Here is a 24,360-nt window from a genome sequence, read left to right on the forward strand (position 1 = left end):
TTGCTATCACGGACCGTCCGATGAAAGCAACCACCGAACTGGTCAGTTGTCTACGACTGGCATTGAGAAATACAGTTCGGAGCGTATACTCAAGGATATGTGTCCAAATAGGCAGATATGTGATGAATTAGTTTACAGTGGGTTTCGGCGGCAGAACTATAGTGACCGTTAGAACTTTTCACTCGAGATCTGGTACACTGACATTGCCCATAGTGTCCTCTACAGCGCCCTCGAGACCCTCACAACCGAACGTCTCCTCGAGGAAATCACACCGAACCACCAGAGTGAATACCTCCTCACCGCCGACGACATCGATCTCTTCAACACCTACACGAATGACGTTCAGACAGCGTTGTACCGGGTCCGACGGGCGATCCTCGAGACACCACCGCCAGCGCACGACCATTGGGCGTATGACTCCGGACTGACCACTGATTGGACTCACTATGATGAGCCAGTATCGAAGCTACAACTCCGATGTAGTGGGATCGCTCGCGCGGTGAATGTCGACGATGACCTCTCAGACATCCAGGCCAGACGTGCTCGGTCCCATCTCGGTGACGCTAGCCACCAACTCGAGACCCTTCGGTTGGGGCTTCGAACCATCCTCGAAATCGATTCTAAAACCACGGCCACCCAGAACGAGCCAAGTACACGAACCGCCGGTGAGACAGATGAGTAATCGCGATCCACCTTCTCGAGAGGCCATGGACGGTCGTGGCCAAGGAAGAGGACAATGGCTTGAGTACCAACTCGAGCGGGCACTCCGCCGGTGGGGGTATAGAGTAGACCGGAACGTCCACGTCTTCAGTCAGGAAGTCGACGTCGTCGCCGTCCGACACGAAAAGGAAGGCACCCCCACCGACTGGATCCTCGCCCAGTGCAAAGACTGGGAATCGACCCGGATTACCACTGAGACGATCTATCGGCTCTGTCTGATGGCATTTACCTCCCGAGCAATGCCTGTACTGTGTCACACGACAGCACTCACAGAGGACGCCCGCCGCATTGCACGCCATTGGGAGGTCCGTGTCCTGACCCTCGAGGACCTTCATCGCGGATCGTTGCCAGCACCGAACGTCGCCGAACCGACGGCCGAGTATGGGACCTACGAGACTCAGTATACAGCTCGCGAAGAGCGTGGATCGCTACCAGTGTTGTTCATGGGCGAACCGCGAAAGCAGTTTAGCTACGTCCCGGGGTTCACGCCAGTTGGACGATCTCACGAGTACCGACCACTCAACGATACCGAGCACTCGGACGGTTCGGGGGGTGGCTAGCGCCGAGAGGTCGTTCTAATACGAACAGGAGCGAGTGCTGGCTCACTAAGGGAGTCGTGGGTGCGTTCGAAGTCCTCTCTGTACACGCTTGTCCGAGACACAGCGCCCGTCCAGCCACGCCGCTGTGCTCTCGGTAGCCAGCTGTCTCCTGTTCTGTTTGCGTCGCTGTAGCGCTTGCTGACTGCCCGCCCGAACCTACCAACAATCCATGACGAAGACAGACACGACGATAGCACAGTTTACGGAAACACTCGAGCGCTTCTCTAATCGTATTGATGAACTCGAGGCCGAACTTGAACAGAAAGACGACCGCATCGACCAACTCGAACAGGACCGAGATCGACTCGAAGAGCGAGTCGGTAATGTCGAAGCAGAGTCCATTCGCCGCGAAAAGGTAGCTGAGGCCGCGATGAACAAAGCCACCATGAACAAAGACCGCGTCACCGAACTGCAGTCCCGCGAACTCGAGAAAGGTGCACACCTGCGCGAGGACGCCGTCGACGAACACGCAGTCGACGTTCCTAATGGCCGGATCGAGCGTCTGACCAAGGACGATGGGGAAACCTACTACCGACTCCCCGAGAGCGCAGACCCGCTTGACCGTGGTGAAGTCTCGCTCGCCTACGGGGACTTGCTGCCAGTCCAGCAGTTAGCACGGATGGACGACGAGATGCGTCGCTCGGCAACGAGTGCATTGCCGACACGGCTGGCGGCGAAACTCTGGCAGGCCCGCAGCGACGACAGTGTCGGCGACAACCCCTGGGAAGCTGGCTGTAAGGATATCGCGGAGTACGTCAAAGCCAGCGATCTCAAACACTGGATTCGGCGGCAGGAAGCCGGCATCAGCGAGAGCTACGCGAAGAAGCTGGTTTCGCGGGTGATCGACGCGCTGTTGGATCTTGCGAAGAACCGGGTTGCCGTTCGGAAGCGCCAAGAAAGGAAGAACGGCCTCGAGTACACTGAACGGCGGTTAGTACTGCCTACTGACGCAGCAATTCCTGGTGAGACGGGAGGGGAAGCGTAACGGCCGGTGACAGCTGGTGTCCTCGGATGACCGGGGACAGTGGGTGAGAGAACGCCTCGAGAGAGGCCTAGTGACTCTCTGGGACGCCAATCTCACAACAGGACATCGGGTGTACGAGGGTTAGTTAGCATTGGGTGTATCGCTCGAGTGGTCGTCGGTGGTCACAACGAAGGACGGGGGTTGGAGGATATCCTGAAGACAACAGCTGTCACTGGTGTCTCAAATTCATCGGCCGCCGCTCCCAAACACAATCAAGGCACTCGAGTCGGCTTCAAACCCACAAGGGTTCGGCTGAATCCACCTCATGTGAGGTATTTCTCGAGATGCCAGTGCTCTCTTCAAACTCACAAGGGTTCGTCTGAATCGCGACCATTCCTCATACTTTTCATTCAGGACAATTTATAGTAAACCATGAAACGGCGTGCGTTCATCGGGACGGCGGCTGTGGTGGCAGTGGCGGGATGTATCAGTAGTGCAGACAGCGGTGACGAAGATGATGATAGTGGTAGTGAAGAAGAATTGGAGAATGCCATTACAGATGCAGAATACGACGGGACACATGACGATCACGACGGCACCGAGTTCGAACTCCTCGACTACGGGCAAGGACAGACGTGTCAAAAATTGATGCACATCTCCGTAGAAGATGATGTCAATCTTGACGACAAATACCTGGAGCTATTCTTCCATGCTAACGATGAGCAAGTGGGCTCTAAACGTGCATTTTTCACCAGCAATGAAGATGACGATTTCGAACGTGTTAGCTTTAGTTACTGCGAAGTAAGTGAATACAATCGGTTTGAGATTGCGGTCCTCGACAGTAGTTGATTGGGCTCTGGTGAATCACCATATTGCGTCGGGTTGTAGCGTCTCACTGCCTTCCTGAGCCCAGCCAACTGGTCCGACACCGCCAGATTCCTTGAGATTACAGTCACGATTGTCCCAGCATGACGCCTCGAGCGACATGATCTCCTACGGCAAGTCGCCGCAGTCTAGTGATTCACCAAAGCCAATGAATGTGTTAATCCCCTAACTCCCGAAGTTTCTGTTGTACTTGTGAGTACACTTTCGGATGAAGATTCATCCCTGAATCCACGAGGTCATACAAAACCCCGTTCGCTTCTGTGGAAGTCAATACCTCTTCTTTCGTACACTTAAGCAACAACGTTGTCACCCACCAACACTCAACACCATGACTCCGGGCAACCTCTATGAGACCTTTGTCGTTAGCGAGAAGAACTTTCTCTCCATCATCCGCCAGCAAAATCACTGACGCATCGGCTACCGCTACCCCCTCCAACGATGCTACTTCCTCAGCTTCGGGGGGTGTCTCACAAATCGGAACGTCATCAAGAAATGCCTTAAGCGTTGCAGTTCCTCGCTTCCCCTCGGTGAGAACTTCGTCTCTCACTCTCTCAGTGGTCCGTATCTCATCACAGATGGCCGAAATGAGGTCAAGACGGCCAACCCATGAAAGTGGGATTAACGCAGACGAATCAACAACAACCATCAAATTCGCCCGAGGTCACGTTCGAGTTCGTCAGTTGTGTATCCAGTGTCGATGCCTTCCTCGGCGGCGAGTGAAAGCATCTCAACATACGTTACATCGGCAATTTCAGCCGCACGACGGAGCGTGATTTTGTGTTCTCGGAGTTGGTCGAGCGCCTTCTCCTTCCGCCAGTCTGTGAGTCCTTTCCGAATGAGGCGGCGAAGAACCTCTGACCTGTCTGCGGTCATCTCTTGTTCAAGCTCGGACAACGACTCTTCGTCGTCTTCGGGTATTCGGGTTGTGACGGTTTTCATCGTTACGATAGGCTACGTTACGTTACGCAATAGATGTAACGGAATACTTCCCGTGAAAAACTGATTGACATCCACCTCCGCGTTCACGCGGAGGAATCCCACGGTACCACACCGCTGGATTGGGATATTAGGGTTTGCAGTCTACCACTTGTTCCCTCGGTGAGAATCCGTGGGGCAAGTCATGAAGGTAGACTCCGGGCTGTGCCAACAGCCGGTACTCCTATCTCCACCCAAATCGGGTGTAGACTCAGAGTTACTTTCGTTGATGTCAAGACGGATGTTCTCCGCCCCATTCACATCTGCGTTGAATGCGGCGTCACACTCCTCGCACACGTACAGACCGCGTTTAACACGTTGATTGTCGTCTGTCCTACCGCAGACGAGAACTGACCTCGAGAGAGGTCTAACAACTCTTTCAGAAAACTAATTCACAACAGGACAGCGGGTGTACGAGAGTTCGTTATCGGTTGGTGTGTCCCTCGAGTGGTCGTCGATGGTCACAAAGATGGACAGGAGGTGAAGGATACCCTGAAAACAACAGCTGTCACTGGAGTCTCCAACTCATCGTTCACTCCGCTAGATGCAAACTCCCCTCACAGCTTTGGAGAACGTCTTTCTCTACCAATCGTTCGATCGCGTCCGTCACTCGCTCTGATTCGTCCTCGTCGAGTATGGCAACACTCGAGGTCACACCCTCTCTGATCGTCTTGGGTTCCGTGGTGGCATCGTCGATCGTCTGAAGAACAGTCCGCTCAACCTGTGCATCCGTCCCAAGCTGGGTTACCTTCTTGGTGAAGTTGTCGGGAAGCCCGTTAAGATGACTTACCGAAATATCGATTGCGAGTAACGGATGAGATCCATCGCGTAGAAGCCTCGCTTCGTGACGACCCGTATTGAACGGCCGCTGTTGTACGATTTCCTCAATCAAGACATTCCAGTCAATGCCAGCCTGAGCAGTCCTCAGTAGGTCGTCGATATCAGTTCGCCGGCCAACCCCAAGGTCACCACCTGAAACTGCCTTGAGCAGGAAAATATCCGCCTCACTCAGCAGATGTGCCTCAATCCGCTCTCCCGTCCAGAACGCATCTGCCCGTTCTCGCATACGGTCCGTGATCCACACCTTCCCCACGACCTGTCGTTCGAAGATATCCACCTCAACGCCCGCATCGTCGTTGTACATCTTGACAGTCCGTCCAACTCCCTTAATCGACTCAGTCGGTTCTTCTGTAATCACAAAGCCATTGTCCAAAAAGCAATTGAGGACGTGTTGGAAGTGCTCTTCCGTGCTGAATCCAAAGTCAATATCGTCTGTTCGAGGCTTGATCTGACGGGCAGTCATCGCTGCCCCACCCATCAAGTAGAGCGATACGTCCTCGGACAACCAGCCATCGACCGTTGAGAGAAACGATTTGATTTGGTCTGAATTTCTGAATTCGTCCATAATCACACTCCGTACTGGGCCTTCAACTGGTCGAACTCACGACGACTGGGTAGTCTTCGAGATTCCCCCCATTCACCACTCTCCTCAAGGGCCATGCTAATATCTCTGATAACGTCTTTAACCCCATACCATTTTGCCAACTCAGTGATAACAGTCAGATCGAGTTCGAGGTCGACAATTAAGAGCATCGCGTAACTAACGCGCCGAGGCTCTAGATCGCTCTGAATCACGTGACAGACAATCTGTTCGGGTGAGAGCTCATCTTCCGGCCCATGCCAGAAGAGGGGCTCACTGGGCAGGTGGAACCTATGACCGTATTCCTCGAGCGCCATTACGCCGGTCTTTTGCCAGCCATTTGCACTCTCGAATCTTGCTGTCTCTTCTGGGGTATGAGATCGAACCAGAACTCGCAACGGTTCGTACCATTCGATAATCCCTCTACTGTCAATGTCGCGAAGTCGCCATCGATGAGACTGATAAGCGAACGCATCTGCAAATCCTTGGAGCTGAGAAACATTCTCCGCGAGCGCGTATTTCGGACCAGACGGAGAGAGCATGGCTCGATCTGTTATTGGTTGAAGTGCCGAGTAGACCGCTCTCTCCGTCTTCCCCAAACGACCCGCAATCGTGGCTATCTTTTGGGGTTCATCTAGATACCAACAGACCCGAAGAAGAGACGGTTTCAAAATATCCCTCCAGTCGACGTGGCCTGCACTCAACGAGAGTCGCTGGAACGCTGTCATCATATTCCCGGTGCCAGGATGGAAAATTCTCCGCTGCTTAGATCCTCGTCGTTCTGAAATTTCATCAAGCTCAACCAATATATCAACTGCACGGTAAACCTGTTTCCTAGAATAGCCCGTCTCAGATACTAACGTTTCAACTGTCACTTCCTGGTGCTTGTCTATAACGTCCAGGATGGCCAAAGCAGCCTTTGGAATCATATTGAAACCTAATGTCCACCAATATATGTATGTTTGGACATTATATTTCAACACCAGCAGTGATCGCCTCGAGAAAGCAACCGAAGCAGCGCTGAACAAGGCAAGCGCGAACAAAGAGCGGGTGACCGAACTCCAGTCCCGCGAACTCGAGAAAGGCGCACACCTACGTGAAGCAACCGCCGACGAACACGTCGTCGAGGTCTCCAACGGGGGCCTCGAGCGAGTTACCAAGGACGACGGCGAGATCTACTTTCGGGTCCCTGAGAGCGCGGATCAGATCGATCGAGGGGGAAGCTTCCCTCGCGTATGGAGACCTGCTTCCAGTCCAGCAACTGGCCCGAATGGATGAGGAGATGCGTCGATCAGCCACCATAAAGTGCCCACACGGTTAGTGGCCAAGCTCTGGCAGGCCCGCAGCGACGACAGCGCCGGTGACAATCCCTGGGAGAACGGCTGTCGGGAGATCGATGAGTATGTGAAAGCAAGTGATCTCAAACATTGGATTCGGCGGCAGGAAGCCGGTATCAGCGAAAGTTACGCGAAGAAGTTGGTCTCGCGGTTGATCGACGCGCTGTTAGACCTCTCAAAGCATCGCGTCGCAGTTCGGAAACGGACAGAGCGAAAGAACGGCCTCGAGTACACCGAGCGGCGGTTAGTGCTTCCCGCTGACGCCGAGATCCCTGGCGAGGCGGGGGGTGAAACGTAACAGCCGGTGACAGCTGGTGTCCTCGGACGGCCGGGGGCAGTGGGTGAGAGAACGCCTCGAGAGAGGTTGAAAGACTCTTCAGGACGCCTATCCCACAGGATGAACCGAGAGTGTACGAGGGCTGGTTAGTGGTTGGTGTGTCCCTCGAGTGGTCGTCGGTGGTCACAACGAAGGACAGGGGGTGAAGGATAGCCTGAAGACAACAGCTGTCACTGGATACGGTCATTAAACTGGCAGACGAATTCATTCGTTCTGTAGCGATAGTCCAATGTATTGTGGGATCTCTGCAACAGCTGTATCCACGATCTCTTCTTCGACCATTCCCTGATATCCATCAAGATCAGAGTTCTTCAGCGTGACAACAGTCCACGGATTAACATAGGAACGATTGGACAGCCCACCGTATCTCCAGTGGGAGTCGGTGAGTGAGACAGCTAATTCTCGATCTGTACTCGTGATCAGCAATGCCAAATATTCGGTTCCTTGGAATGGATGTGCATCAGTACTGATGATGAGATATGGATGGTCACTGCCTTCATTCCCCTCAGTTTCGTCAAAGTCGAACGGGTCTGCAACCCAAACAACATCCCCGCGGTTAATTACCTTCGGCAGTTGCCCGGAAGTCATTCATCACGAACCTGCCGATCTGGCGGAAGTTCGCTATACTCGGTTTCTTCGTCTCGATCGTACCCCTCATATCGGTCTGGATCAATAGACCGTTGGCTAAGTAGAGCTGCTCGCTCAGTACCGAGTGCATATTCATCAATTGACCAGTATTCCTTCGTGTGTTCGACAAGTCCTTTCGACTCTAATCGCGTCAATGTGACTCGAACGCTTGCTGGCGGAATATCAGTTTTTTCGGCTATCTTTTTCGGTTTAAATGCTTTATCTTGGTTGATTGCGAGAAATTCTAATACCGTATATGGGTTTGTCCCCTTCTCATAAACAGATATATTATCGTCAATCTCCTGTAACTTTCTAAACTCCTCTTTTGTGATACTCATCGTTACTCTGTGTAACGCTATGTATCGCAATGACTTGGTTCTTTTGAAGATAAAGGAACACATCTCCGCGAAGAAACCGTCAACGAACACGTCGTCGACATCGCTGATGGTCGCCTCGAGCGGATCACAAAAGACGACGGCCAGCAGTACTACCGGCTGCCCGAGAGCGCGGATCCACTCGACGGCGGCGACGTCTCGCTCGCCTACGGGGACTTGCTGCCAGTCCAGCAGTTGGCTCGAATGGACGGGGAGATGCGTCGCTCGGCGGCGAATGCGTTACCGACGCGGCTAGCCGCGAAATTGTGGCAGGCACGGACTGACGACAGCGTCGGCGACAATCCATGGGAAGCTGGCTGTAAGGATATCGCAGAGTACCTCAAAGCCAGCGATCTCAAACACTGGATTCGCCGCCAAGAGGCCGGCATCAGCGAGAGTTACACGAAGAAATTGGTCTCGAAGGTGATTGACGCGCTGTTGGATCTTGCGAAGAACCGGGTTGCAGTGAGGAAGCGCACAAAACGCAAGAACGGTCTCGAGTACACAGAGCGGCGGCTTGTGCTTCCTACTGACGTCGAGATTCCTGGAGAGGCTGGAGGTGAATAAGCACCGGTGACAGCTGGTGTCCTCGGATGAGCGGGGACAGTGGGTTCCAGGACGCCTCGAGAGAGGCCCGATACGCTCTCGACGACCACCGCTCACCTCGAGTGCGTCCGTCCGCCCAGGGTCGAGGAGCCGTTGGTCTCCCTCCTCGAGCAGCCTCGACAGCAACCAAGAACGACGCCTGCGAGTCGCTCACCGGAGACGACTATTGTCCACGGATGGAACTGAACAGCGGCTACAATAACAGTGAAGAGACCCAATCCGTCCCAGTGTTTATTTATGATTCAGCCGTACGACTACCTAATGTCTCACTTTTCGGATGACGTTGAGACGATTGCGGCAGTCGGTGGCTACGACGACACCGACGACGTTCTCGAGGATGCGGTTCGAGAGCTGCTGCGACGGCGGCCAGAACTCCGAACGTCGCTTGCGATCGAAAAGTACCGGGCGGGAGATGTGAGTCTCAATCGAGCGGCCGAGTTGGCGGATATGTCGACTGAACGCCTTAAAGATGAACTCACCGACCGCGGTATCGATCGGTCAGCCGGGTTTTTGGACCCTGCCGATCGCGAACGCGAACTCGACGAGTTCAGTGGGTAACGGAGGATGGTGTGTCGATGACGATCATCGATAACAACGTATTGAGTGCGCTAGCGAAGATTGAGCGCTGCTCTCTGTTAGCAGAGGTCTTCGAGACGGTTGGCACACCGACGGGGGTTATCGTTGAGCTTGACCGAACTGAGGCTTCGGGATACGAATCCGTCTCTCGTATTGAGTCGATAAAGTCGTACAACGATGGCTGGTTGGAGGTCCTCTCGCCGACACAAACAGAACTTCAGGTTGCGGACGATATCCGAGATCACGCCCTGTCGACGACTGATGCGCAGTGTCTCGCGATCGCATCCGAACGAAATCGTCGTCTCGTTACTGACGACGCTCACGTCGGAACGATTGGCCAGCAACGAGACGTGACGGTCTGGGACCTCACGCTGTTTCTCAAAGCTGCAATTCAAGTTGACGTGGTCGAAACCGTCGACGAACTCACGGCGATACGTGACGACCTCCAGCGTGCCGATGGCTATCGATTCGCCGCTGCCGACGAGGAATCACTGTTTGACGAACTATCGTAGTATCAGTCTGCACTGGCAGCAGCGTCGGCGTCAGCATCATCGTCGACGAGCGGGTAGTCGATATGCACCTCGATCCGTTCGTACGGGACGATGGGGACCTTCGCACCACCGCGTCCTCCCTCCTCAAACGCAACGATGTCGAGCATTTCCAGTCGCTGTAGATCTGCATGGACATCAGAGACATCGCGATTGACGGCGCGAGCTGCATCCCGGATGCTCGTAGGCTCGCTCTCGACGATTGCCTGGATGAGCACAGGCGCAGCGGAGAAAGGTGTTCGTAGAAATCGTCGTAGCTCCCAAACTGAAGCACGGACCGGCCCGTGAGATGGTCCGGTACCAAATCTTCGATCAACGTAAGTTCACCATTGGTCGAAGAGTCGTACGTCATCCCGCAGTTCGGAGAGTGGCCGTTCGGATTCACACGAATCGACGCCGTGTACGTCTGGACCCAGGGTGGCTACCAAGTCGGTCGTGACCCCGATGACTACCCGCTGTTCCTTGCTGTCCGCGAACAGGACGTCAGCGACTGGGAGGCGTTCTTCGAGTCGTTCGGCCTCCCTACCGCATTCGAGCGGCAATCTCAAGACGATCTGGACGGACCGTTGCAGATCGTCCTTGAGCCACGTCCATCCCTTGAAATCGATCACGTCGAAGGCTACCCGGTGATCCCACGAGTAGAAGCGATCGAATATATGCGCGAGCGCTCATCCCGTTACATTCTGAATCAGAGATAGGGTTTCACCCTAGTGTCAGAGGCACGCCAATTGGTGTATTCCCTAGTCCCTGTCGCCCTGTTTTGCAGTTCGAAGACGGTGTGATAGATGGCTTTTCATGGATTTGATATCGACCGATCTCGAGAGCATAGCACGGACAGTACAGGTGAAGAAGTTCCTAGTTGAGGAACGCGCCGAGGGGGGACCTATCGAAACGACTGCGAACTACGTATTCAACCGCGCCGAGAAGGAGAACTATTGCGAGCGGAACGAACCAAAACATACCAAACAGTGAATCGGTGGATAGACTAATCGGCGTAGCACCGGTAGCTCGTGCCTCCTCAAAGTGATGGTAACTGTTGAAAAACGCCCACGAAAAGAGGAAAACGAGACTGACTGTCGGAGCCACGAGCTTATTTCGATAAAACAGAACAAGCGGAATACTGCCGAGCAGAACAAGACCAAGAACGGTAATTGAGATGAGTGCTACTCCCGACAGTGTTTCCGGGAAATACATCTCTTGAACAGATCTTCCACGAACGAACACACTTAGCCAGAGAGCAAGAGTTGCATGGATGATCCCGACAGCGAGACATATCGCAATCGCCCTTCGAGAAAGCCCTCGGCATATCATAAATCTATGATTCATACCTATAAATAAATATTTTGTTGTGATATGTGTGATTGTTCTATCCGATAGCGGTTGTTCAGTTCGCACGTGTACTTACCTATCTCTCTTAAAATTTGTTAGCCGGTAATGATTTCACAGATCCAAGAAGGTTAGTTTTCGTCTGCAGTTGATGTGCCAAGGTACGAGAGAAGAGCGCTAGTGACGCGCTCCGCAAAGTCGTCTGTGATCACGCCCTGTACGCCAGCGATGTGGATGTCGTCCTTCAATGTCGCCACCGACCACGGGAGGACATGGCTCTGTGCCCCAGGCTCGCCTCGTATCCACGCCTCGCTCGGTACCGCAAAACTGCCGGGGTGGTGCGACTGGGTAGTGAACGCGACGACGATCGATTCCTCATCGGGGTAGGGTAGGCGGTCAGCTGATACGACAAACCACGGCCTTGGGTTCCCGCCGGCCGATTTGAACGGGTCGGGCGCCCATACGACCTCCCCTCGTGACGCCATCTATGCGTCCCCACTGTCGTCGCGCTCGGTGATGGGATCAACGGCGGTTTCCATCCACATCTCGACTTCCTTGTCGGAGAACCCACCGTCTCTCGCGTCGACCGCGGCGGCGCTGAGGTGGGCAGCCGAGGCCACTGCATGTTCGGTATCGGCGATTTTCCAGTACTGACCACGGTGGTCGACCAGCCCGTGTTGTTCGAGGCGGTTGAGCGTCGGCCCGACGCTCCCCTGTGGCACGTCGACGACATCGACAATCTCCCGCTGCCGGAACGCCTTGTCGGCGTTCTGGAGCAGGAGTTGGTAGACCTTCCCTTGTGTCGTGTCGGGGGCGAGATCCAACGTTGGCCCGTCCTCATCAATTGTCTGGAATTTGTCTTTGGAGATCGGCATTGTATGTATCTATTTGTATTCGTTCCTATTAGGTCTTATCTGTGACGAAGCGACGAGAATGAGAAAACTATAGCGGTAGATGCTTCTGAGGTGGTGCACCAGGCGTATACGGAGCTGTTCGGCATCGAACCCGATCGCATTCCATTCACCGCTGAGGCGCTGCCCGGTGCTCGGGTCGCCGTCCGGTCAACTAAGATCTCCCCATCTTTGCGAGGAGACGGTCGACGAACACCTCGTCGAGGTCCCCAATGGGCGTCTCGAGCGGGTCACAAAGACGACGGTGAGACCTACTTCCGGCTGCCCGAGAGTTCGGATCCACTTGGTCGTAGCGAGGTCTCGCTTGCCTACGGGGACTTGCTTCCGATTCAGCAACTGGCCCGGATGGACGAGGAGATGCGTCGCTCGGCAACGAGTGCATTGCCGACACGGCTGGCGGCGAAACTGTGGCAGGCCCGCAGCGACGACAGTGTCGGCGACAATCCCTGGGAAGCAGGTTGTAAGGATATCGCAGAGTACGTCAAAGCCAGCGATCTCAAACATTGGATTCGCCGCCAGGAAGCCGGTATCAGCGAGAGTTATGCGAAGAAGCTGGTTTCGCGGGTGATCGACGCGCTGTTGGATCTTGCGAAGAACCGGGTTGCCATTCGGAAGCGCCAAGAGTGAAAGAACGGCCTCGAGTACACCGAGCGGCGGTTGGTGCTTCCCGCCGACGCAGCAATTCCGGGTGAAACGGGAGGTGAATAAGAGCCAGGGACAGCTGGTGTCCTCGGGTGACCGGGGACAGTGGGTTCCAGGACGCCTTGAGAGAGGCCTAGTGACTCTCTGGGAAGCCTAACTCACAGCAAGAGCGCGGCTGTACGCGGGTTGGGTACCGGTTGGTGTGTCCCTCGAGTGGTCGTCGGTGGTCGTACTGAGAGACAGAGGTTGGAGGAAATCCTGACGACAACTGCTGTCACTGGAGATCGTTACGAACCTCCCTTTATCGGCCGACTCGGATTCAGTTTTCATATATTTGGACGGGAGTAAATTATTTGAGCGCGCGAGTTATAGGGTGGATATGGGAGAATCAGATCAAGGGAGGTGGACAGAACAGATGAGCGGTCGTGAACGAGTCCGCGGAGTCGCCGAAATGCTTAGTGATCCAACACCTGTCCAAGAAATCGCAGATCGAGCAGCGGTGTCACGGACAACAGCGGACGATGAACTCCAGCGGATGGAAAATGACGACTGGGTCATTGAAACGACAATTGATGGTACAAAAGCATACGACGTGAATCCAGTTCGGATGCTTTTTGACGAGGTCAGCACCCTCATTGAGGAGCATACGCGGGAAGAGTTGGAGGAGCAACTCACGGAGTTGAAAGACGAACAAGAAGCGTTAACGTCGGAATTCAACGCCGACTCACTCGAGGAGTTTCGGGAACAACTCGCCGAAGAGGAATTCTCGGCTTCGGAGCTTCGTGAACGGCGGAATGTGATCGCTACATGGGAGGCGGTCAACACGGAACTCGCGCTCGTGAAACATGCGCTCCACCTGTATGGCGATGTCGTCGAGCTTACCTCACCCAAAAATAACAGTTTCTCCTCATTTGCCTAATGGTGGTTTTTCTCGCGAATCGAGCCAACCTCCAGAGCAAACGGCTCCACGATCGCATTCAAAATCGGCTCAGTGCCGAGTTCGATGATGTTCACCGACGACGTACCGAACCACGGGAAGCTGGGCCGTATCGCGTCGTCGGCACCGTAAACCCACGGCAGTTCTTGGACAATGAAGCGTATCCAGCGGCGACTGCACGAATCGAAGTTGGATTCCAACTGCAAACAAGCGAACTGTATGAGTACTACTGGTTCAACTGGGTCGAACCGGACCGGCAACTGCTAGTTGGATGGCATCAGGACAATACACATGACGACCTTGGACCTGTTCATTTACAAGTAAACGATAGCTCAACAGTTGTTGAGCATCGCCCAGCCAGTTTCATCGACTCACATCCGCTCGACGTTATCGAGCGAAGACTCGAGTCGCTCCCCGATACAGTCACTGCGGTTGAGTGGGAAGACGGACGACCGGTTGGACTTCGTTGAATGAACAAAGCCACCGCAAACAAGAATCCTGTACGGAACTCCAAAGCCGCGAACTCGAGAAAGGCGCGAACCTGGATGAAGTAACCGTCGACGAACACCTTGTCGAGGTCCATGATGGCCGCCTCGAGCGGATCACGAAAGACGACGGCCAGCAGTACTTTCGATTACGGAGAAGCAAGGAGGAAGCCTCGCTGGCGTCGATGTATCTCTCCCAGAACGATTGCGTCCTCGTAACGACCGATGATAATCGATCCGTGCTGGCGAGGGTAAGCGCCGCCGACGTCCCACACGAGGAAGCGTCAGGAGTTGCACTTGATACCTACCACCGTGGCCAACTGGACGTCGCGCCGGGCGACCGTGTACACGTCGAACCAGCAGCACTACCCCTGCCTACTCGTCGCCGTCGGCGGCTCCTTGAGCGCCTGAAATTAGCTAAATTCGTCCAACCTACGTTAGTCTGAGCTAAGTTAGCTCAGGCTACTTTAGGAAAACTGCTTTACGTATCCCCTTCAAAGTGGGTATATGACTGGATTTGTGAACCGAAAACGGGAAGTGAACTACCCTACCCTACCGCTCACCTGACGGCTCGCGCTTGAGGGTAGGGCTTCCTGTTTCAATGACGCGCTTTGCAGATACTGACGTATCCACAGGGAGCGCAGTCTCCACAGGCGTTGATTCGGAGTGTCCCACTCCTAGCTGCTTGACGCCCAGAGAAAGAATGTTCCATGCGGCGTTCGCGTCCCTATCCGCCGTGAAGCCACACGCCGGACAGGAGTGTTCGCGGACCCACAACGGCTTATCGGTCGAAACACCACACGCCGCGCATTCCTTCGTCGTCCCTGCCGGTTCGACGGCTACGAAGTGCGTCCCGTTCCGCTTACACTTGTATTCGAGTAGCGAGAGGAACGTTCGCCACGCGGCGGACGCGGTGTTTCGACTGTTCGACGGAGATTCGAGCATCCCCTTCACGTTCAGGTCCTCGACGGCTACGAGGTCGTACTCCCGAGCGTAGTACGCCGAGAGTTTGTGCAGGAAGTCCCGACGCTTTCGCTTCAGGTCGGCATGGCAGTTCACCACTCGCCGACGTTGACGCTCGTAGTTGTTCGACCCGTGTTCCTTCCGCGAGAGCTTCCGTTGCTCGCGTTCAAGCCGTTCACGTTCGTCGGAAAGGTCAAGCGACCCGACGGCATGACCGTCGGTATCGTGAGCGTACTTGAGAATCCCTACGTCGATGCCGACGCGCCGCTCGGGATTCTCGGGTTTTGTCGGCGGCTCACGGTCGAGTTCAACGCCGAAGGTAGCGTGCCACTCGCCGGTCGGCTCCTTCTTGAGCGTGACCTGCTTGAGCTTCGCGTGGTCGGGTATCTCGCGGTGAAGCCGTATCGGTATGTCTCCGAGTTTCGAGAGGCACAGTACCGTCCGACCACCCTTCTTGTCGAGCTTGAAGCCGGATTGACTGTACGTGAAACTACGGAACTCCCGTGGCGGTTTCCACTTGAGCATCCCGACGCCGTACCCCTTCCGCTTGAGTGCGGAGAGGCCCTTGAGATTGTTGAACAGCCGTTCTACGACGGTCTGAAGGACCTTTGAGTACACGTTCGTGAGGTCGTCCCACCACTTCTTGAGGTCGGGTAGCTCCGACCGAAGCGAGGTCATAGACGGTAGTTCGCCGTTCTCCTCGCGGTACTCGCCGAGTCGGTAGCGGAAGTGGTTGTACGTTTGCCTACAAATATCGCGATGGCGGTCCAACTCCTCGCGGTGAGCGTCGGATGGCTTGAGTCGATACTTGTAGGAGTAGTACATCAGGACTCTCGTTGTTCTTCGACGTATTGCTTCAACACGTCGAGCGACACCTGCCCCGTCGAGAGGAGGCAGTAGGAACTGTTCCAAAACGAGTCGCCCCACAGCTCGTTCTTCAGTTCATCCTCGTACTCGTTGCGGATACGACGAGCGGTCGCACCCTTCACGGTGTTGATGAACTTTACGAGGTCCGTGGTCGGCTTCGCTCGGAACAGGACGTGTATGTGGTCGTCCTCGCCGTCGAGATTGACGAGTTCGACGCCGTAGTTATCCGCGAACCCTTCGATGATACCCCGAATGAAGTTGGTTCGTTCTTCGGTTAGCACTCCTCGCCGATACTTCGTCGTGAGTATCAGGTGATAGTGGAGCGAGTAGACCGAATGCGAACCTGAGTCGAGGTCGTACTGCATTGGGTTCTGTAGTTGGTCAGACACCCTAACGCAAAAAGCTACCGAGTGCGTGGGTTTGTAGTCCTGCTACCGAACACGTTTGAGAACTGTGCAGCGCTGTATCCCCTCCCTACTCGCGCCTTCGACGCTCGTTGAGGAAGGGGGCTTAGCGCCTCAATTCAGCTAAAAAGGATATCATTTGTCAAGCCAAATCACGGATAATCCGCCATCAGACCTTTCTCCTCTTGGTTTGTAGAACTCGCATGTGTCATAATAAATGGATGAGTTCACCGAACAAATAGGTAGTGAGGAGACGGGAGAAAATGGCCTCCTTCACCGGTCGATGCATCGGGCCGGCCCACGCATCTTCTACGTGGTCGGCATCTGCATCTTCCTCGCCGGGAACAGTTATTTTCTCTTATTCAATAGCGTCACTGACTTCTTCTCGGTAATGGGAGCTATCAACGCCGGCTTCTACGGCACACTGGGCGCCGTCATTGTCCTCTGTGGCGTCTTCCTGCGGCGTAGGGACACCTCGCCGTCGCGGTATCCGCGAGCGGCTGTCTGGATGCTCTGTGGCGTCGCGTTTCTCCTCCTGCTTAATGCCCCCATGATTGGCTTCTTGGCCAACCAAATGAGCATCGAGTTCCTTCTCGGGTGGGTGATGTCGGTCGTAGCGACCAGCAGCACTGGCGGTGCGGTCGTCGGAACCGTCGAGGCGCGATCCATCGAGCAGGCACACCTCAACCAGCACCTTCGAACGGAGCGGGCCGCTGCCGAGTATCACGCCGACCAGCTGGTGTATCTGAACAGTGTGCTTCGTCACGAGGTGCTGAACAACGTCAACATCATTAGAGGGTACGCCAAGCTCGGCCTCGAGAGCGAAGACACCCAAGAAAAGGCCTTATCGACCATCTACATGCAGAGTGAAGAGATGGCCACGATCATCACTGACGTACAAGTCCTCATCGCGTCGATACAGGGAGAGAACTCTCTCGAAGCGCGGAACCTGTCGCGGGTGCTGACCGAGGAACTGGAGAAGGTACAGGCAAAGGCGGAGGTTGAGGTGACGGAAAGCATCCCGGATGATATCTCCGTCAGGGCGGACGACCTCCTCCCTCGCGTCTTCCGAAACCTGTTTTCGAACGCGATCGAACACAACGACAGCCCGACGTCCAGGATCGAGGTGGCCGTCGAGGAGCGGGCTGATACCGTCGAGGTTCGGGTGATAGACAATGGGCCCGGCATCCCAGAGTCCAAGCAGACATCGTTGTTCGAGTCAAGTGTGGAGGCCAACCACGGTCTCGGCCTGTATCTCGTCCACGAGTTGCTGTTGCGGTATGGCGGCGGCATAGAGATTGCCGAGACCGGCGCTACTGGTACCGAGTTCAAGGTTGAGTTAATCCGTTCGACGAAAGGGGATAGCGGGCCGGCCGCCGCTCGATAACACGGCTATTACCGAAATCGGGAACTGTGAAGGCTCAGAGGACCGCGGCCTACAGCATAACCGTCTACGACACCTACAACCCCTGCTCGAGGTGCATTCGCAACTATTCAGTTTGCACATGTACTGAATGGGTGGTTCACCGCTTTCAGTGTGAAACGAACAAAGCCTTCGTGCTGAACTCATCCTCTATATTTAGCAGGCTGGCACTGTCTAGATGAGAGTTTGAGGAATGATCAGGTGGTGGCGAGAAGTGTCCATGCAACTCGCCAACCTGCTCAGAGAGACCTTAGACGTGGACTGTGATGAGGTTTGGGAGAACGAGCGCACCCCGACACCCGTCAGGGTGTTTGGGGTGCGTTTGCATTCGATGGGATTGTCGGTTCGGGAGGTCGTCGCAGTGTTCGAATTATTCGGCGTTGAGCGTTCTCACGGCGCAGTTTGGAACTGGACGCACAAACTCTCAGAGGCCCAGAGTGACCCGCCGACGTCCACGAGAACGGAGTTCTCGTGCGGCCCATCAGAACGCAAAGCGTTCTGAGGACGGCGCAGCCGTCGCGGGTCGCAGTCGACGAGAAACAGATCGAGGTAAACGGCGAGAAAAAGTGGTTGTACGCCGCGATCGAAACAGACTCGAAGCTGTTGCTCGAAATCGATGTCTTCAGCCACCGCGGGACTGACCCCGCGGCGTTCACGAGAACACAGTTCTCGTGCACCCCATCAGAAATCGGAGATTTCTGAGGACGGCGTTCCTGCATCAACTCACCGAGAAACACGATATTGACGAGACAGAGTTTCTTGTTGATGCTGGCGGCTATCTGACTGCCCTCGCCCGCCACGAATTGAGCGGTCAGCTCGACTACAGCGACCGAAACCACGTCGAAAAGTGGTTTCAGACCGTCTCAATGCGGATTGACCGCTTTCACTCGTTCTGGCGGGGCAGTCCAGCCAGCGCACGCCGCTGGCTCAGACGCTTCAGACACCACTATAACCACGATCGACCGAATCAAGCGCTGAATGGCCGAACACCAGCTGAGGAGGTGCTGAGCTAGACAGTGCCCCTGTGACACTACCATCTATTTTCTGATATGAGTGGGGAGCGATAGACGAGCAGCGAAAATTCGACTACTTCAGCACACTCCTCACGATGATTGAGTATTCCGTCTTTCAGCAAAGGTGCCGTGAAGGCTGCTTGAACGTCGCCCTACTCCAGAAGAGCTTAACTAGACAGTGGTGTCACAGTTTTTTCACGCACTCATCGTCTCAGTGTCTTGCGGTTTCCCTTATCTAGACAGTGCCCGCGTAACTCTCGCTGATGCCAGCCTCTTGTCTCCGAATCCAATGCTTGAGATCACTGGCTTTGACATACTCAGCGATCTCCCGGCAACCGTTCTCCCAGGGACTGTCACCGACGCTGTCGTCGCTGCGGGCCTGCCACAGCTTCGCTGCCAACCGCGTCGGCACCGTACTGGCAGCCGAGCGGCGCATCTCCTCGTCCATCCGGGCCAACTGCTGGACCGGAAGCAAGTCCCCGTAGGCGAGCGAGATCTCGCCTCGATCAAGTGGGTCCGCGCTCTCGGGCAGCCGGTAATATGTCTTGCTTTCGTCTTTCGTGATTCGCTCGAGGCGACCATCAACGACGTCGACAGCGTGTTCGTCGACGGTTTCTTCACGGAGGTGCGCGCCTTTCTCGAATTCGCGAGATTGCAGTTCGGTTACCCGTTCCTTGTTCGTAGTGGCTTTCTTCAGCGCGGCCTCAGTCAACTTCTCGAGATGCGTGGTTTCGTCCTCGAGGTCGTCGACGCGCTTTTCGAGCGAGGCTGTCCGCTCAGCAAGACGTTCACAGTCAGTCTGGAGGATGTTGATGCGCTTTTCTTTGTGCTCGAGTTGGCTCTCGAGGTCGCTAATACGGTCATCCATGTGCTCGCGGTCACTCTCGAGTTCGTCGATACGCTGCTCGAGGGTCTCGAAGCGCTCGGCAAGGTGGTCTGGAAGCTGTTCGGTCGTCGAGATAGTGGGTGCAGACATCGTTCTCAGGGGTGGAATCGTACGGTGTGGTAGTCAGCGACCAATCGCTGCTGTGGCTCGGGTGGGAGCCCGCCGGGTCAAAGATGGCGACGGCTATGGGTTCGCAACTGATGTGGGACGACGAACCGGAGATTAGTTGCCGGCAGCCGGATGAATATCGTCGTCGATGACGGTTCCCCTCATGGTCATTGTTTAGCCGCTGTCAATCTGCCACTGCAGCCAGATTCGAGCATCGGGTGTGGCCGCGTTGACGAGCGCGGTTTTGGTGGTGGTGTCACTCATCGTCATTCTCGGTGGTGTCAGTGGGTTCGCTGGCGTCCTCGAAGGCACCGGGGTCCGGGCCGAGGTGGCTTTCCGACCCGGGGCCACGGCGAGTTCGCAGCTGGATATCGCCTGTCTCCCCAGCGTGGTGGCGAAACGCCAACAGCAGTGGGTCAATCTCTGCTCGGACTTCGCGTACCCGCCGTTTCGCCTGCGATTTGGCTGTGTCGTCAAGGGCTTCGTCATCGTCGATTGCTGCCAGCAGGTTGTACGCGAGCGTGTCGATTCCTTCGAGGGTCGTAATGTACGCCTCGTAAGGCGGTTCGCCGTCAGTGGTCTCGGATGAGTCGGACATTGTGTGTTCGGAGTTTGGAAGCAGTGTCTGCAGGACATCCTCGAGATCGCCGTTGGTGTGAGCGGTGAGGGCAGCTAGCGTTTTCGGGGTCAAGTGAACTGTTCGCTGATCTCTCATTTTCCTCTAGGTCGTTGGTATAGTACTATAGTTCTATAGGATTGTTGTCGCCGGTGTTCAATAGAATTATACTGGTCGGCGGGGCTTGCTGGGATATGGCCGACGATATTACGACTGTCCAAATCTCCACCGAGACCTGGCGCGAGTTGAACGGGCGCAAGAACCCCGGCGAAACGTTCGACGATGTGATCCAGCGATTGCTCGAGGAGGGTGGTGAGTAAGGTGGGCATTCGTCTTCGAGTGGGGCTGTGAAGTCGGTGCGGTCGTAGGACGTTTCTGAGAGTGGGGTAATGGTCGGGTAGCCAGCGGTTCGGAGATGGCTCTCAAGGTCTGTTTTTGAGACGGTATGCCAACGGTATCGGTGTCTTCTGCAGTCGTAATACGGTCGGCGAGACTCTCTGCGAACCAGTCGTTAGCAATTTCGGTGGCATGGTCGATCATTTCTTCGTGACCCATGTCGGTGTTGTCGAACGACTCGTAGGCGTTATTCAGTACAACGAGGAGGGGCGTGCAAAGCAGCCATATCTCGTCCAAGAACACATAATTGTTGAACCAGTCTAAGTGGTCTGTGTATATTTTGAGCATGTACCAATGTCCACAATATCACTTTACTTTGAGCCCCGCGCACAGTGGTGCGGGTATTCCGCCTCTCTATCTAGTTTGAAGTGCGTATCTCATCGAAAGAGTGGATGGAATTCTTACAGAGCTTCTTCTAGGAGGATGACTAGAATCGATGGGTTGTGGACTCTAGTGACAGTTGTTGTCTTCAGGATACCCTTCAACTCCTGTCCATCTTTGTGATCACTAACGACCACTCGAGGAACATACCCACCGGTAACCGACCTGCATACAGCCGCGTGCGTTCTGTGAGATAGGCGTCCCAGAGCGTTACAAAACCACTAACGAAGAGATAGGGAACAGTGCGAGTATGATTTGCTTCGACCCAAAAGGGTCCGTCTGAAACGCAAGCAAGTATCCTCCTAGTTACTTACTATTTAGCGGAAAATCTCACGAACACCTCGGCGTTGTCGAGTTGTTTTGTGAAGTACTGATAATACCATGAGGGCGAGAATAGCTATTAAAATATAGAAATTTTTGAGACAGTGGATGATCGTTACTTAACCCCCAGTCATCCACATATTCAATAATGTAGAAGAGACAGTGGTTAAAATGACCAAGAGTGGCATGAACGCCTCTTGGGGAGATAAGCCAAATTGCAGATGCCCGGTAACAGAAGCGATCATTGTCAAAGATAGTAATAGAACCATTTTCTCTCGAATATTGTTTGATTGACCATTCGTTTCAATATCATTCCCATTCCCTGGCTGTGTTGAAACTCTATTCATTAGACACCTATTTTCGTGGAACCACTGCTCACTACAGAGGATAGATACAGCAAACCGACGTGGTTTCTTCTAGTCATATTGTAGTGAATTAGCCGATCAGTAGACCTGTCTATTATGCGTTTGACCGCTCTCAAGTGTCCGAGTTCGGCAGGCCCCGATAGGGGCGCAGTTAAAACAGTACGAGACGTACTATTTTCACATGTTCAGAACAATTATTGGTCTCATCGGAGTCATCATCACATTGTTCCCAGCGAAGATTCGCTACCTCTATGAACAGTTCGCTCTCAAGAACCCTGACGCGGTCAACGTGAAGCCCTGGTTCATTCCTGCGATCAGAGCAGAGGGACTCCTAATTGTGCTCGTCAGCGTATTCGGAGGAAAGGTGTATCGGATGTCTCTGTATCTCCTGGGATTGGCGGGTGCTGTTGCCCTCTTCTTCCCGCGACGCGCACTTCGTATTAGTGCGAACTATTCTTACGAGGAACCAGAGCGTATCGAATGGAACAAGGGACTCGTACAGGCGATTCGTTGCTTCGGCGTACTGTACCTTCTTATTGCACTCGACGCGCTCACCAATTTGAACCGTGACCCGAACGATGCTTGAAAGTGAAGTGTTTCAACACTCTTCTTTACTGATAATTCACTCCCCTTCGTAGATTCCCCTTCGACTCGTGCCACAGTCGCGCTGTGAGTTCAGCACAGGCGGTTCGAACTACCCGGTTTCTGTCAAAAGTGATGTGACCGACTCAGAGCATATGTTCACCACGGCCGACAGTACGAGACAGCAAATGAACCGGTGTTCGAACCACGGTGAACCAGCCGCCAGCGGCCTGCACGACCAAGATCCGCGTTCGTGTCCCACTCGTCGGAACCGACGATTGATCGCGGCCCCATCCGGGGGCACTTACGGGAGTCCGTCGATCAGTTCTCGCGTCGCCTCCCGGGAGAACGCCTTCAGCGTCTCCGAGGTGACGTTGCCTTGCTCGGTGACGGCGAGGATCGCCTGCGCCGCCGTTTCGCCGTCCGGGAACTCGCTAATGGTGATCGTATCGTACTGACCCATCAACATGTGAAAATCCTGGAGTTCGCCACCCATCTCCTCGAACATCTCTTCGATTTCATCTATCCGATCTGGACTCTCTCTGATGTTTTCGACGCCCTGATGGGTGTATTCCCACAGCGTAATGTATGATGGCATTGCATCGGTTCTTCCACCGCCAGACGACATATGACCCCCATCTGCTGCGTGTATTCGGCCGTCTCCTGCTGCTACTCTTGCGCTGGCGCTGACGCTCAATGCGAATACGCCGGCGAGGTACCCGCCCGACGAAGCGCTGGTCGTCGGCGTCGGGATACTCCCTCAAGCCGGCGTAGAGCTGGTCGTGAGATCCTCAAACGCTCGATTCGCCGGACGGTCGCGTGACCCGTATTCGTCTACCTCGGGTGTTTCTCGGTTCCCGTGACGGCCCGTTGTTCCCACTCGGCGGGTGCCCGCCACTCGTGATTCCACCGGATAGATAGTTCGAGGCGAGAAATAATATCGGTGGACGGTGTAGTCGAACGAACGTCAGATGGATTCCGTCGATCCCAGCCGAAACTCGATCCGCGAGTTCCGGACCGCCGTTACCAGTCGCAGGTCGACGGCCTCGCGTAGCGATCGACGGGTCGAGTCTTCATCAGGGGGTCTCGAGGTATGAATTTTCTCGTAATTCTACCCCTGATATTCGTCATGATCGCAGGTCCGCAGATCCTCAGCGCCATCTTTCTGGCTACGAGCGAGAACTGGCGACGGAATTCAGCCGCGTTCGTCTTCGGTGCCTCCCTCTCGATCAGTCTCGTCGTCACGCTCGCGTATTACTTCAGCAGCGGCGTCGTCCATCAGGGAGGGTCACGTCGCCCCCTCCATCTGCTCGTGCTCGCCGTCCTCCTCGCCGCGATGGTGAACGTCTATTTGAAGCGCGAGCAATCCGAACCACCGACGTGGATGGGAAAACTGGAAACCGCGAGTTCGCGGTTCTCGTTTCGACTCGGGTTCCTGTTGTTGGGATTCTTTCCGACCGACATCCTCACGTCGATCACCGTCGGGACCTACCTCGCGAGTCACGGCGATCCGCTGTGGTACGCGCTCGGCTTCGTCTCGCTGACGCTGTTGCTCTTGGCTCTTCCGTCGCTGGCCTTGCTGACGATCGGTGACCGTGCGGAGGCATTCCTTCCGACGGTTCGCACCTGGATGAACACGCACTCGTGGATCGTGAACGAACTCGTGCTCCTCCTATTCGTCGGGATGACTATCAACAACCTTCTCGGCTAGGAATATCACCCACTGCGACTACGACAGTGTTCACATCGGTGCTTACGGCGGACTC

The 24,360-nt window shown here is 54.9% G+C and carries 25 protein-coding genes and 8 pseudogenes; 17 read left to right on the forward strand and 16 right to left on the reverse strand.

What is annotated here, in order from left to right:
* Positions 1-178: 178 nt before the first annotated feature.
* The gene (locus QNM96_RS19500; protein WP_283838469.1) at positions 179-406 is read right to left on the reverse strand and encodes a hypothetical protein; all 228 of its coding nucleotides are present in this window, start codon (positions 404-406) and stop codon (positions 179-181) included.
* A gap of 268 nt (positions 407-674) precedes the next feature.
* Between QNM96_RS19500 and QNM96_RS19505 the strand changes: the two genes are divergently transcribed.
* The 3 genes from QNM96_RS19505 to QNM96_RS19515 all read left to right on the forward strand — a co-directional run bounded on the left by QNM96_RS19505 (position 675) and on the right by QNM96_RS19515 (position 3,132).
* Positions 675-1,280, forward strand: coding sequence for a restriction endonuclease (locus QNM96_RS19505; RefSeq protein WP_283838470.1), 606 nt, complete (start codon positions 675-677; stop codon positions 1,278-1,280).
* 208 nt (positions 1,281-1,488) lie between these two features.
* Positions 1,489-2,304: a hypothetical protein gene (locus tag QNM96_RS19510; RefSeq protein ID WP_283838472.1), complete on the forward strand. Its 816-nt coding sequence runs from the start codon at positions 1,489-1,491 to the stop codon at positions 2,302-2,304.
* Between the two features lie 411 nt (positions 2,305-2,715).
* A complete protein-coding gene (locus tag QNM96_RS19515; RefSeq protein WP_283838473.1) occupies positions 2,716-3,132 on the forward strand; it encodes a hypothetical protein in 417 nt (138 codons plus the stop codon).
* Between the two features lie 193 nt (positions 3,133-3,325).
* Here the strand turns inward: QNM96_RS19515 and QNM96_RS19520 are convergent, their stop codons facing one another.
* The 5 genes and pseudogenes from QNM96_RS19520 to QNM96_RS19540 all read right to left on the reverse strand — a co-directional run bounded on the left by QNM96_RS19520 (position 3,326) and on the right by QNM96_RS19540 (position 6,492).
* A complete protein-coding gene (locus tag QNM96_RS19520; protein WP_283838474.1) occupies positions 3,326-3,814 on the reverse strand; it encodes a hypothetical protein in 489 nt (162 codons plus the stop codon).
* Positions 3,814-4,107: a UPF0175 family protein gene (locus QNM96_RS19525; protein ID WP_283838475.1), complete on the reverse strand. Its 294-nt coding sequence runs from the start codon at positions 4,105-4,107 to the stop codon at positions 3,814-3,816. Before QNM96_RS19525 ends, QNM96_RS19520 begins: the two co-directional genes overlap by 1 nt.
* Before the next feature lie 127 nt (positions 4,108-4,234).
* Positions 4,235-4,503, reverse strand: a pseudogene (locus tag QNM96_RS19530) (zinc ribbon domain-containing protein); the annotation flags it as partial.
* A gap of 172 nt (positions 4,504-4,675) precedes the next feature.
* Complete coding sequence (locus tag QNM96_RS19535) at positions 4,676-5,548, reverse strand: hypothetical protein (protein WP_283838477.1); 873 nt, start codon at positions 5,546-5,548, stop codon at positions 4,676-4,678.
* 2 nt (positions 5,549-5,550) lie between these two features.
* Complete coding sequence (locus QNM96_RS19540) at positions 5,551-6,492, reverse strand: helix-turn-helix domain-containing protein (protein ID WP_283838478.1); 942 nt, start codon at positions 6,490-6,492, stop codon at positions 5,551-5,553.
* A gap of 61 nt (positions 6,493-6,553) precedes the next feature.
* Here QNM96_RS19540 and QNM96_RS19545 point away from each other — a divergent pair.
* Positions 6,554-7,198 (forward strand): annotated as a pseudogene (locus QNM96_RS19545) (hypothetical protein); the annotation flags it as partial.
* A gap of 243 nt (positions 7,199-7,441) precedes the next feature.
* Here the strand turns inward: QNM96_RS19545 and QNM96_RS19550 are convergent.
* Both QNM96_RS19550 and QNM96_RS19555 read right to left on the reverse strand, forming a co-directional pair.
* A complete protein-coding gene (locus QNM96_RS19550) occupies positions 7,442-7,825 on the reverse strand; it encodes a type II toxin-antitoxin system PemK/MazF family toxin (protein WP_283838479.1) in 384 nt (127 codons plus the stop codon).
* Complete coding sequence (locus QNM96_RS19555; RefSeq protein ID WP_283838481.1) at positions 7,822-8,202, reverse strand: MarR family transcriptional regulator; 381 nt, start codon at positions 8,200-8,202, stop codon at positions 7,822-7,824. The genes QNM96_RS19550 and QNM96_RS19555 overlap by 4 nt, the downstream gene beginning before the upstream one ends.
* Before the next feature lie 48 nt (positions 8,203-8,250).
* Here QNM96_RS19555 and QNM96_RS19560 point away from each other — a divergent pair.
* The 3 genes and pseudogenes from QNM96_RS19560 to QNM96_RS19570 form a co-directional block, all read left to right on the forward strand.
* Positions 8,251-8,805 (forward strand): annotated as a pseudogene (locus QNM96_RS19560) (hypothetical protein); the annotation flags it as partial.
* Between the two features lie 300 nt (positions 8,806-9,105).
* Complete coding sequence (locus tag QNM96_RS19565) at positions 9,106-9,402, forward strand: UPF0175 family protein (protein ID WP_283838483.1); 297 nt, start codon at positions 9,106-9,108, stop codon at positions 9,400-9,402.
* Between the two features lie 17 nt (positions 9,403-9,419).
* A complete protein-coding gene (locus tag QNM96_RS19570) occupies positions 9,420-9,932 on the forward strand; it encodes a hypothetical protein (RefSeq protein ID WP_283838484.1) in 513 nt (170 codons plus the stop codon).
* Between the two features lie 2 nt (positions 9,933-9,934).
* Here the strand turns inward: QNM96_RS19570 and QNM96_RS19575 are convergent.
* Positions 9,935-10,320, reverse strand: a pseudogene (locus QNM96_RS19575) (transcriptional regulator).
* Between QNM96_RS19575 and QNM96_RS19580 the strand changes: the two are divergent.
* Positions 10,286-10,648 (forward strand): annotated as a pseudogene (locus tag QNM96_RS19580) (RNA polymerase subunit sigma-70); the annotation flags it as partial. The pseudogenes QNM96_RS19575 and QNM96_RS19580 sit on opposite strands and share 35 nt — an antisense overlap.
* Positions 10,649-11,425: 777 nt before the next feature.
* On the opposite strand, the gene QNM96_RS19585 reads toward QNM96_RS19580, so the two are convergent.
* Entirely contained in the window at positions 11,426-11,779 is a 354-nt protein-coding gene (locus QNM96_RS19585; protein WP_283838489.1) for a type II toxin-antitoxin system PemK/MazF family toxin, read from the reverse strand.
* Positions 11,780-12,169 (reverse strand): MarR family transcriptional regulator, encoded by a 390-nt coding sequence (locus QNM96_RS19590; protein WP_283838491.1) that lies wholly within the window; start codon positions 12,167-12,169, stop codon positions 11,780-11,782.
* 181 nt (positions 12,170-12,350) lie between these two features.
* Here QNM96_RS19590 and QNM96_RS19595 point away from each other — a divergent pair.
* The 4 genes and pseudogenes from QNM96_RS19595 to QNM96_RS19605 form a co-directional block, all read left to right on the forward strand.
* Positions 12,351-12,913, forward strand: a pseudogene (locus QNM96_RS19595) (hypothetical protein); the annotation flags it as partial.
* Positions 12,914-13,226: 313 nt separating this feature from the next.
* Complete coding sequence (locus QNM96_RS19600) at positions 13,227-13,766, forward strand: ArsR family transcriptional regulator (protein WP_283838492.1); 540 nt, start codon at positions 13,227-13,229, stop codon at positions 13,764-13,766.
* Positions 13,766-14,254, forward strand: a complete 489-nt coding sequence (locus tag QNM96_RS22975) for a hypothetical protein (RefSeq protein WP_345782548.1) — start codon at positions 13,766-13,768, stop codon at positions 14,252-14,254. The genes QNM96_RS19600 and QNM96_RS22975 overlap by 1 nt, the downstream gene beginning before the upstream one ends.
* Positions 14,251-14,715, forward strand: coding sequence for a hypothetical protein (locus tag QNM96_RS19605; protein ID WP_283838493.1), 465 nt, complete (start codon positions 14,251-14,253; stop codon positions 14,713-14,715). The genes QNM96_RS22975 and QNM96_RS19605 overlap by 4 nt, the downstream gene beginning before the upstream one ends.
* Positions 14,716-14,821: 106 nt before the next feature.
* Here the strand turns inward: QNM96_RS19605 and QNM96_RS19610 are convergent, their stop codons facing one another.
* Positions 14,822-16,057: a transposase gene (locus QNM96_RS19610; protein WP_283838529.1), complete on the reverse strand. Its 1,236-nt coding sequence runs from the start codon at positions 16,055-16,057 to the stop codon at positions 14,822-14,824.
* On the reverse strand, positions 16,057-16,464 hold the full coding sequence (tnpA, locus tag QNM96_RS19615) for an IS200/IS605-like element ISHru2 family transposase (protein WP_283838494.1): 408 nt from the start codon (positions 16,462-16,464) through the stop codon (positions 16,057-16,059). Before tnpA ends, QNM96_RS19610 begins: the two co-directional genes overlap by 1 nt.
* 256 nt (positions 16,465-16,720) lie before the next feature.
* Between tnpA and QNM96_RS19620 the strand changes: the two genes are divergently transcribed.
* Together QNM96_RS19620 and QNM96_RS19625 are read left to right on the forward strand one after the other, a co-directional pair.
* Positions 16,721-17,890, forward strand: coding sequence for a HAMP domain-containing sensor histidine kinase (locus QNM96_RS19620; RefSeq protein WP_283838495.1), 1,170 nt, complete (start codon positions 16,721-16,723; stop codon positions 17,888-17,890).
* Positions 17,891-18,146: 256 nt separating this feature from the next.
* A pseudogene (locus tag QNM96_RS19625) lies at positions 18,147-18,939 on the forward strand (IS6 family transposase).
* A gap of 247 nt (positions 18,940-19,186) precedes the next feature.
* Here the strand turns inward: QNM96_RS19625 and QNM96_RS19630 are convergent.
* Together QNM96_RS19630 and QNM96_RS19635 are read right to left on the reverse strand one after the other, a co-directional pair.
* Positions 19,187-19,915 (reverse strand): annotated as a pseudogene (locus QNM96_RS19630) (hypothetical protein); the annotation flags it as partial.
* 274 nt (positions 19,916-20,189) lie between these two features.
* Complete coding sequence (locus tag QNM96_RS19635; protein WP_283838496.1) at positions 20,190-20,648, reverse strand: hypothetical protein; 459 nt, start codon at positions 20,646-20,648, stop codon at positions 20,190-20,192.
* Positions 20,649-20,743: 95 nt separating this feature from the next.
* On the opposite strand from QNM96_RS19635, the gene QNM96_RS19640 reads away from it, so the two are divergent.
* Both QNM96_RS19640 and QNM96_RS19645 read left to right on the forward strand, forming a co-directional pair.
* Positions 20,744-20,869, forward strand: coding sequence for an antitoxin VapB family protein (locus QNM96_RS19640; protein ID WP_283838497.1), 126 nt, complete (start codon positions 20,744-20,746; stop codon positions 20,867-20,869).
* A gap of 1,324 nt (positions 20,870-22,193) precedes the next feature.
* Positions 22,194-22,598, forward strand: a complete 405-nt coding sequence (locus QNM96_RS19645; RefSeq protein WP_283838498.1) for a hypothetical protein — start codon at positions 22,194-22,196, stop codon at positions 22,596-22,598.
* Between the two features lie 300 nt (positions 22,599-22,898).
* Here QNM96_RS19645 and QNM96_RS19650 read toward each other — a convergent pair whose 3' ends face one another.
* Positions 22,899-23,192 carry a GYD domain-containing protein gene (locus tag QNM96_RS19650; protein ID WP_283838499.1) on the reverse strand — a complete coding sequence of 98 codons (294 nt, stop codon included), beginning with the start codon at positions 23,190-23,192 and terminating at the stop codon, positions 22,899-22,901.
* 495 nt (positions 23,193-23,687) lie between these two features.
* Here QNM96_RS19650 and QNM96_RS19655 point away from each other — a divergent pair, with 495 nt between their 5' ends.
* The gene (locus QNM96_RS19655) at positions 23,688-24,305 is read left to right on the forward strand and encodes a GAP family protein (RefSeq protein ID WP_283838500.1); all 618 of its coding nucleotides are present in this window, start codon (positions 23,688-23,690) and stop codon (positions 24,303-24,305) included.
* Positions 24,306-24,360 lie beyond the last annotated feature (55 nt).

This window comes from Halostagnicola sp. A-GB9-2, from assembly GCF_030068615.1.
Taxonomy (GTDB): Archaea; Halobacteriota; Halobacteria; order Halobacteriales; family Natrialbaceae; genus Halostagnicola.

Excerpts from the sequence above, each read along its gene's own strand:
- QNM96_RS19500 (WP_283838469.1), bottom strand. The coding sequence starts at position 406 with ATGGTCGTGCGCTGGCGGTGGTGTCTCGAGGATCGCCCGTCGGACCCG.
- QNM96_RS19505 (WP_283838470.1), top strand. The coding sequence starts at position 675 with ATGAGTAATCGCGATCCACCTTCTCGAGAGGCCATGGACGGTCGTGGC.
- QNM96_RS19510 (WP_283838472.1), top strand. The coding sequence starts at position 1,489 with ATGACGAAGACAGACACGACGATAGCACAGTTTACGGAAACACTCGAG.
- QNM96_RS19515 (WP_283838473.1), top strand. The coding sequence starts at position 2,716 with ATGAAACGGCGTGCGTTCATCGGGACGGCGGCTGTGGTGGCAGTGGCG.
- QNM96_RS19520 (WP_283838474.1), bottom strand. The coding sequence starts at position 3,814 with ATGGTTGTTGTTGATTCGTCTGCGTTAATCCCACTTTCATGGGTTGGC.
- QNM96_RS19525 (WP_283838475.1), bottom strand. The coding sequence starts at position 4,107 with ATGAAAACCGTCACAACCCGAATACCCGAAGACGACGAAGAGTCGTTG.
- QNM96_RS19535 (WP_283838477.1), bottom strand. The coding sequence starts at position 5,548 with ATGGACGAATTCAGAAATTCAGACCAAATCAAATCGTTTCTCTCAACG.
- QNM96_RS19540 (WP_283838478.1), bottom strand. The coding sequence starts at position 6,492 with ATGATTCCAAAGGCTGCTTTGGCCATCCTGGACGTTATAGACAAGCAC.
- QNM96_RS19550 (WP_283838479.1), bottom strand. The coding sequence starts at position 7,825 with ATGACTTCCGGGCAACTGCCGAAGGTAATTAACCGCGGGGATGTTGTT.
- QNM96_RS19555 (WP_283838481.1), bottom strand. The coding sequence starts at position 8,202 with ATGAGTATCACAAAAGAGGAGTTTAGAAAGTTACAGGAGATTGACGAT.
- QNM96_RS19565 (WP_283838483.1), top strand. The coding sequence starts at position 9,106 with ATGTCTCACTTTTCGGATGACGTTGAGACGATTGCGGCAGTCGGTGGC.
- QNM96_RS19570 (WP_283838484.1), top strand. The coding sequence starts at position 9,420 with ATGACGATCATCGATAACAACGTATTGAGTGCGCTAGCGAAGATTGAG.
- QNM96_RS19585 (WP_283838489.1), bottom strand. The coding sequence starts at position 11,779 with ATGGCGTCACGAGGGGAGGTCGTATGGGCGCCCGACCCGTTCAAATCG.
- QNM96_RS19590 (WP_283838491.1), bottom strand. The coding sequence starts at position 12,169 with ATGCCGATCTCCAAAGACAAATTCCAGACAATTGATGAGGACGGGCCA.
- QNM96_RS19600 (WP_283838492.1), top strand. The coding sequence starts at position 13,227 with ATGGGAGAATCAGATCAAGGGAGGTGGACAGAACAGATGAGCGGTCGT.
- QNM96_RS22975 (WP_345782548.1), top strand. The coding sequence starts at position 13,766 with ATGGTGGTTTTTCTCGCGAATCGAGCCAACCTCCAGAGCAAACGGCTC.
- QNM96_RS19610 (WP_283838529.1), bottom strand. The coding sequence starts at position 16,057 with ATGTACTACTCCTACAAGTATCGACTCAAGCCATCCGACGCTCACCGC.
- tnpA (WP_283838494.1), bottom strand. The coding sequence starts at position 16,464 with ATGCAGTACGACCTCGACTCAGGTTCGCATTCGGTCTACTCGCTCCAC.
- QNM96_RS19620 (WP_283838495.1), top strand. The coding sequence starts at position 16,721 with ATGGATGAGTTCACCGAACAAATAGGTAGTGAGGAGACGGGAGAAAAT.
- QNM96_RS19635 (WP_283838496.1), bottom strand. The coding sequence starts at position 20,648 with ATGAGAGATCAGCGAACAGTTCACTTGACCCCGAAAACGCTAGCTGCC.
- QNM96_RS19640 (WP_283838497.1), top strand. The coding sequence starts at position 20,744 with ATGGCCGACGATATTACGACTGTCCAAATCTCCACCGAGACCTGGCGC.
- QNM96_RS19645 (WP_283838498.1), top strand. The coding sequence starts at position 22,194 with ATGTTCAGAACAATTATTGGTCTCATCGGAGTCATCATCACATTGTTC.
- QNM96_RS19650 (WP_283838499.1), bottom strand. The coding sequence starts at position 23,192 with ATGCCATCATACATTACGCTGTGGGAATACACCCATCAGGGCGTCGAA.
- QNM96_RS19655 (WP_283838500.1), top strand. The coding sequence starts at position 23,688 with ATGAATTTTCTCGTAATTCTACCCCTGATATTCGTCATGATCGCAGGT.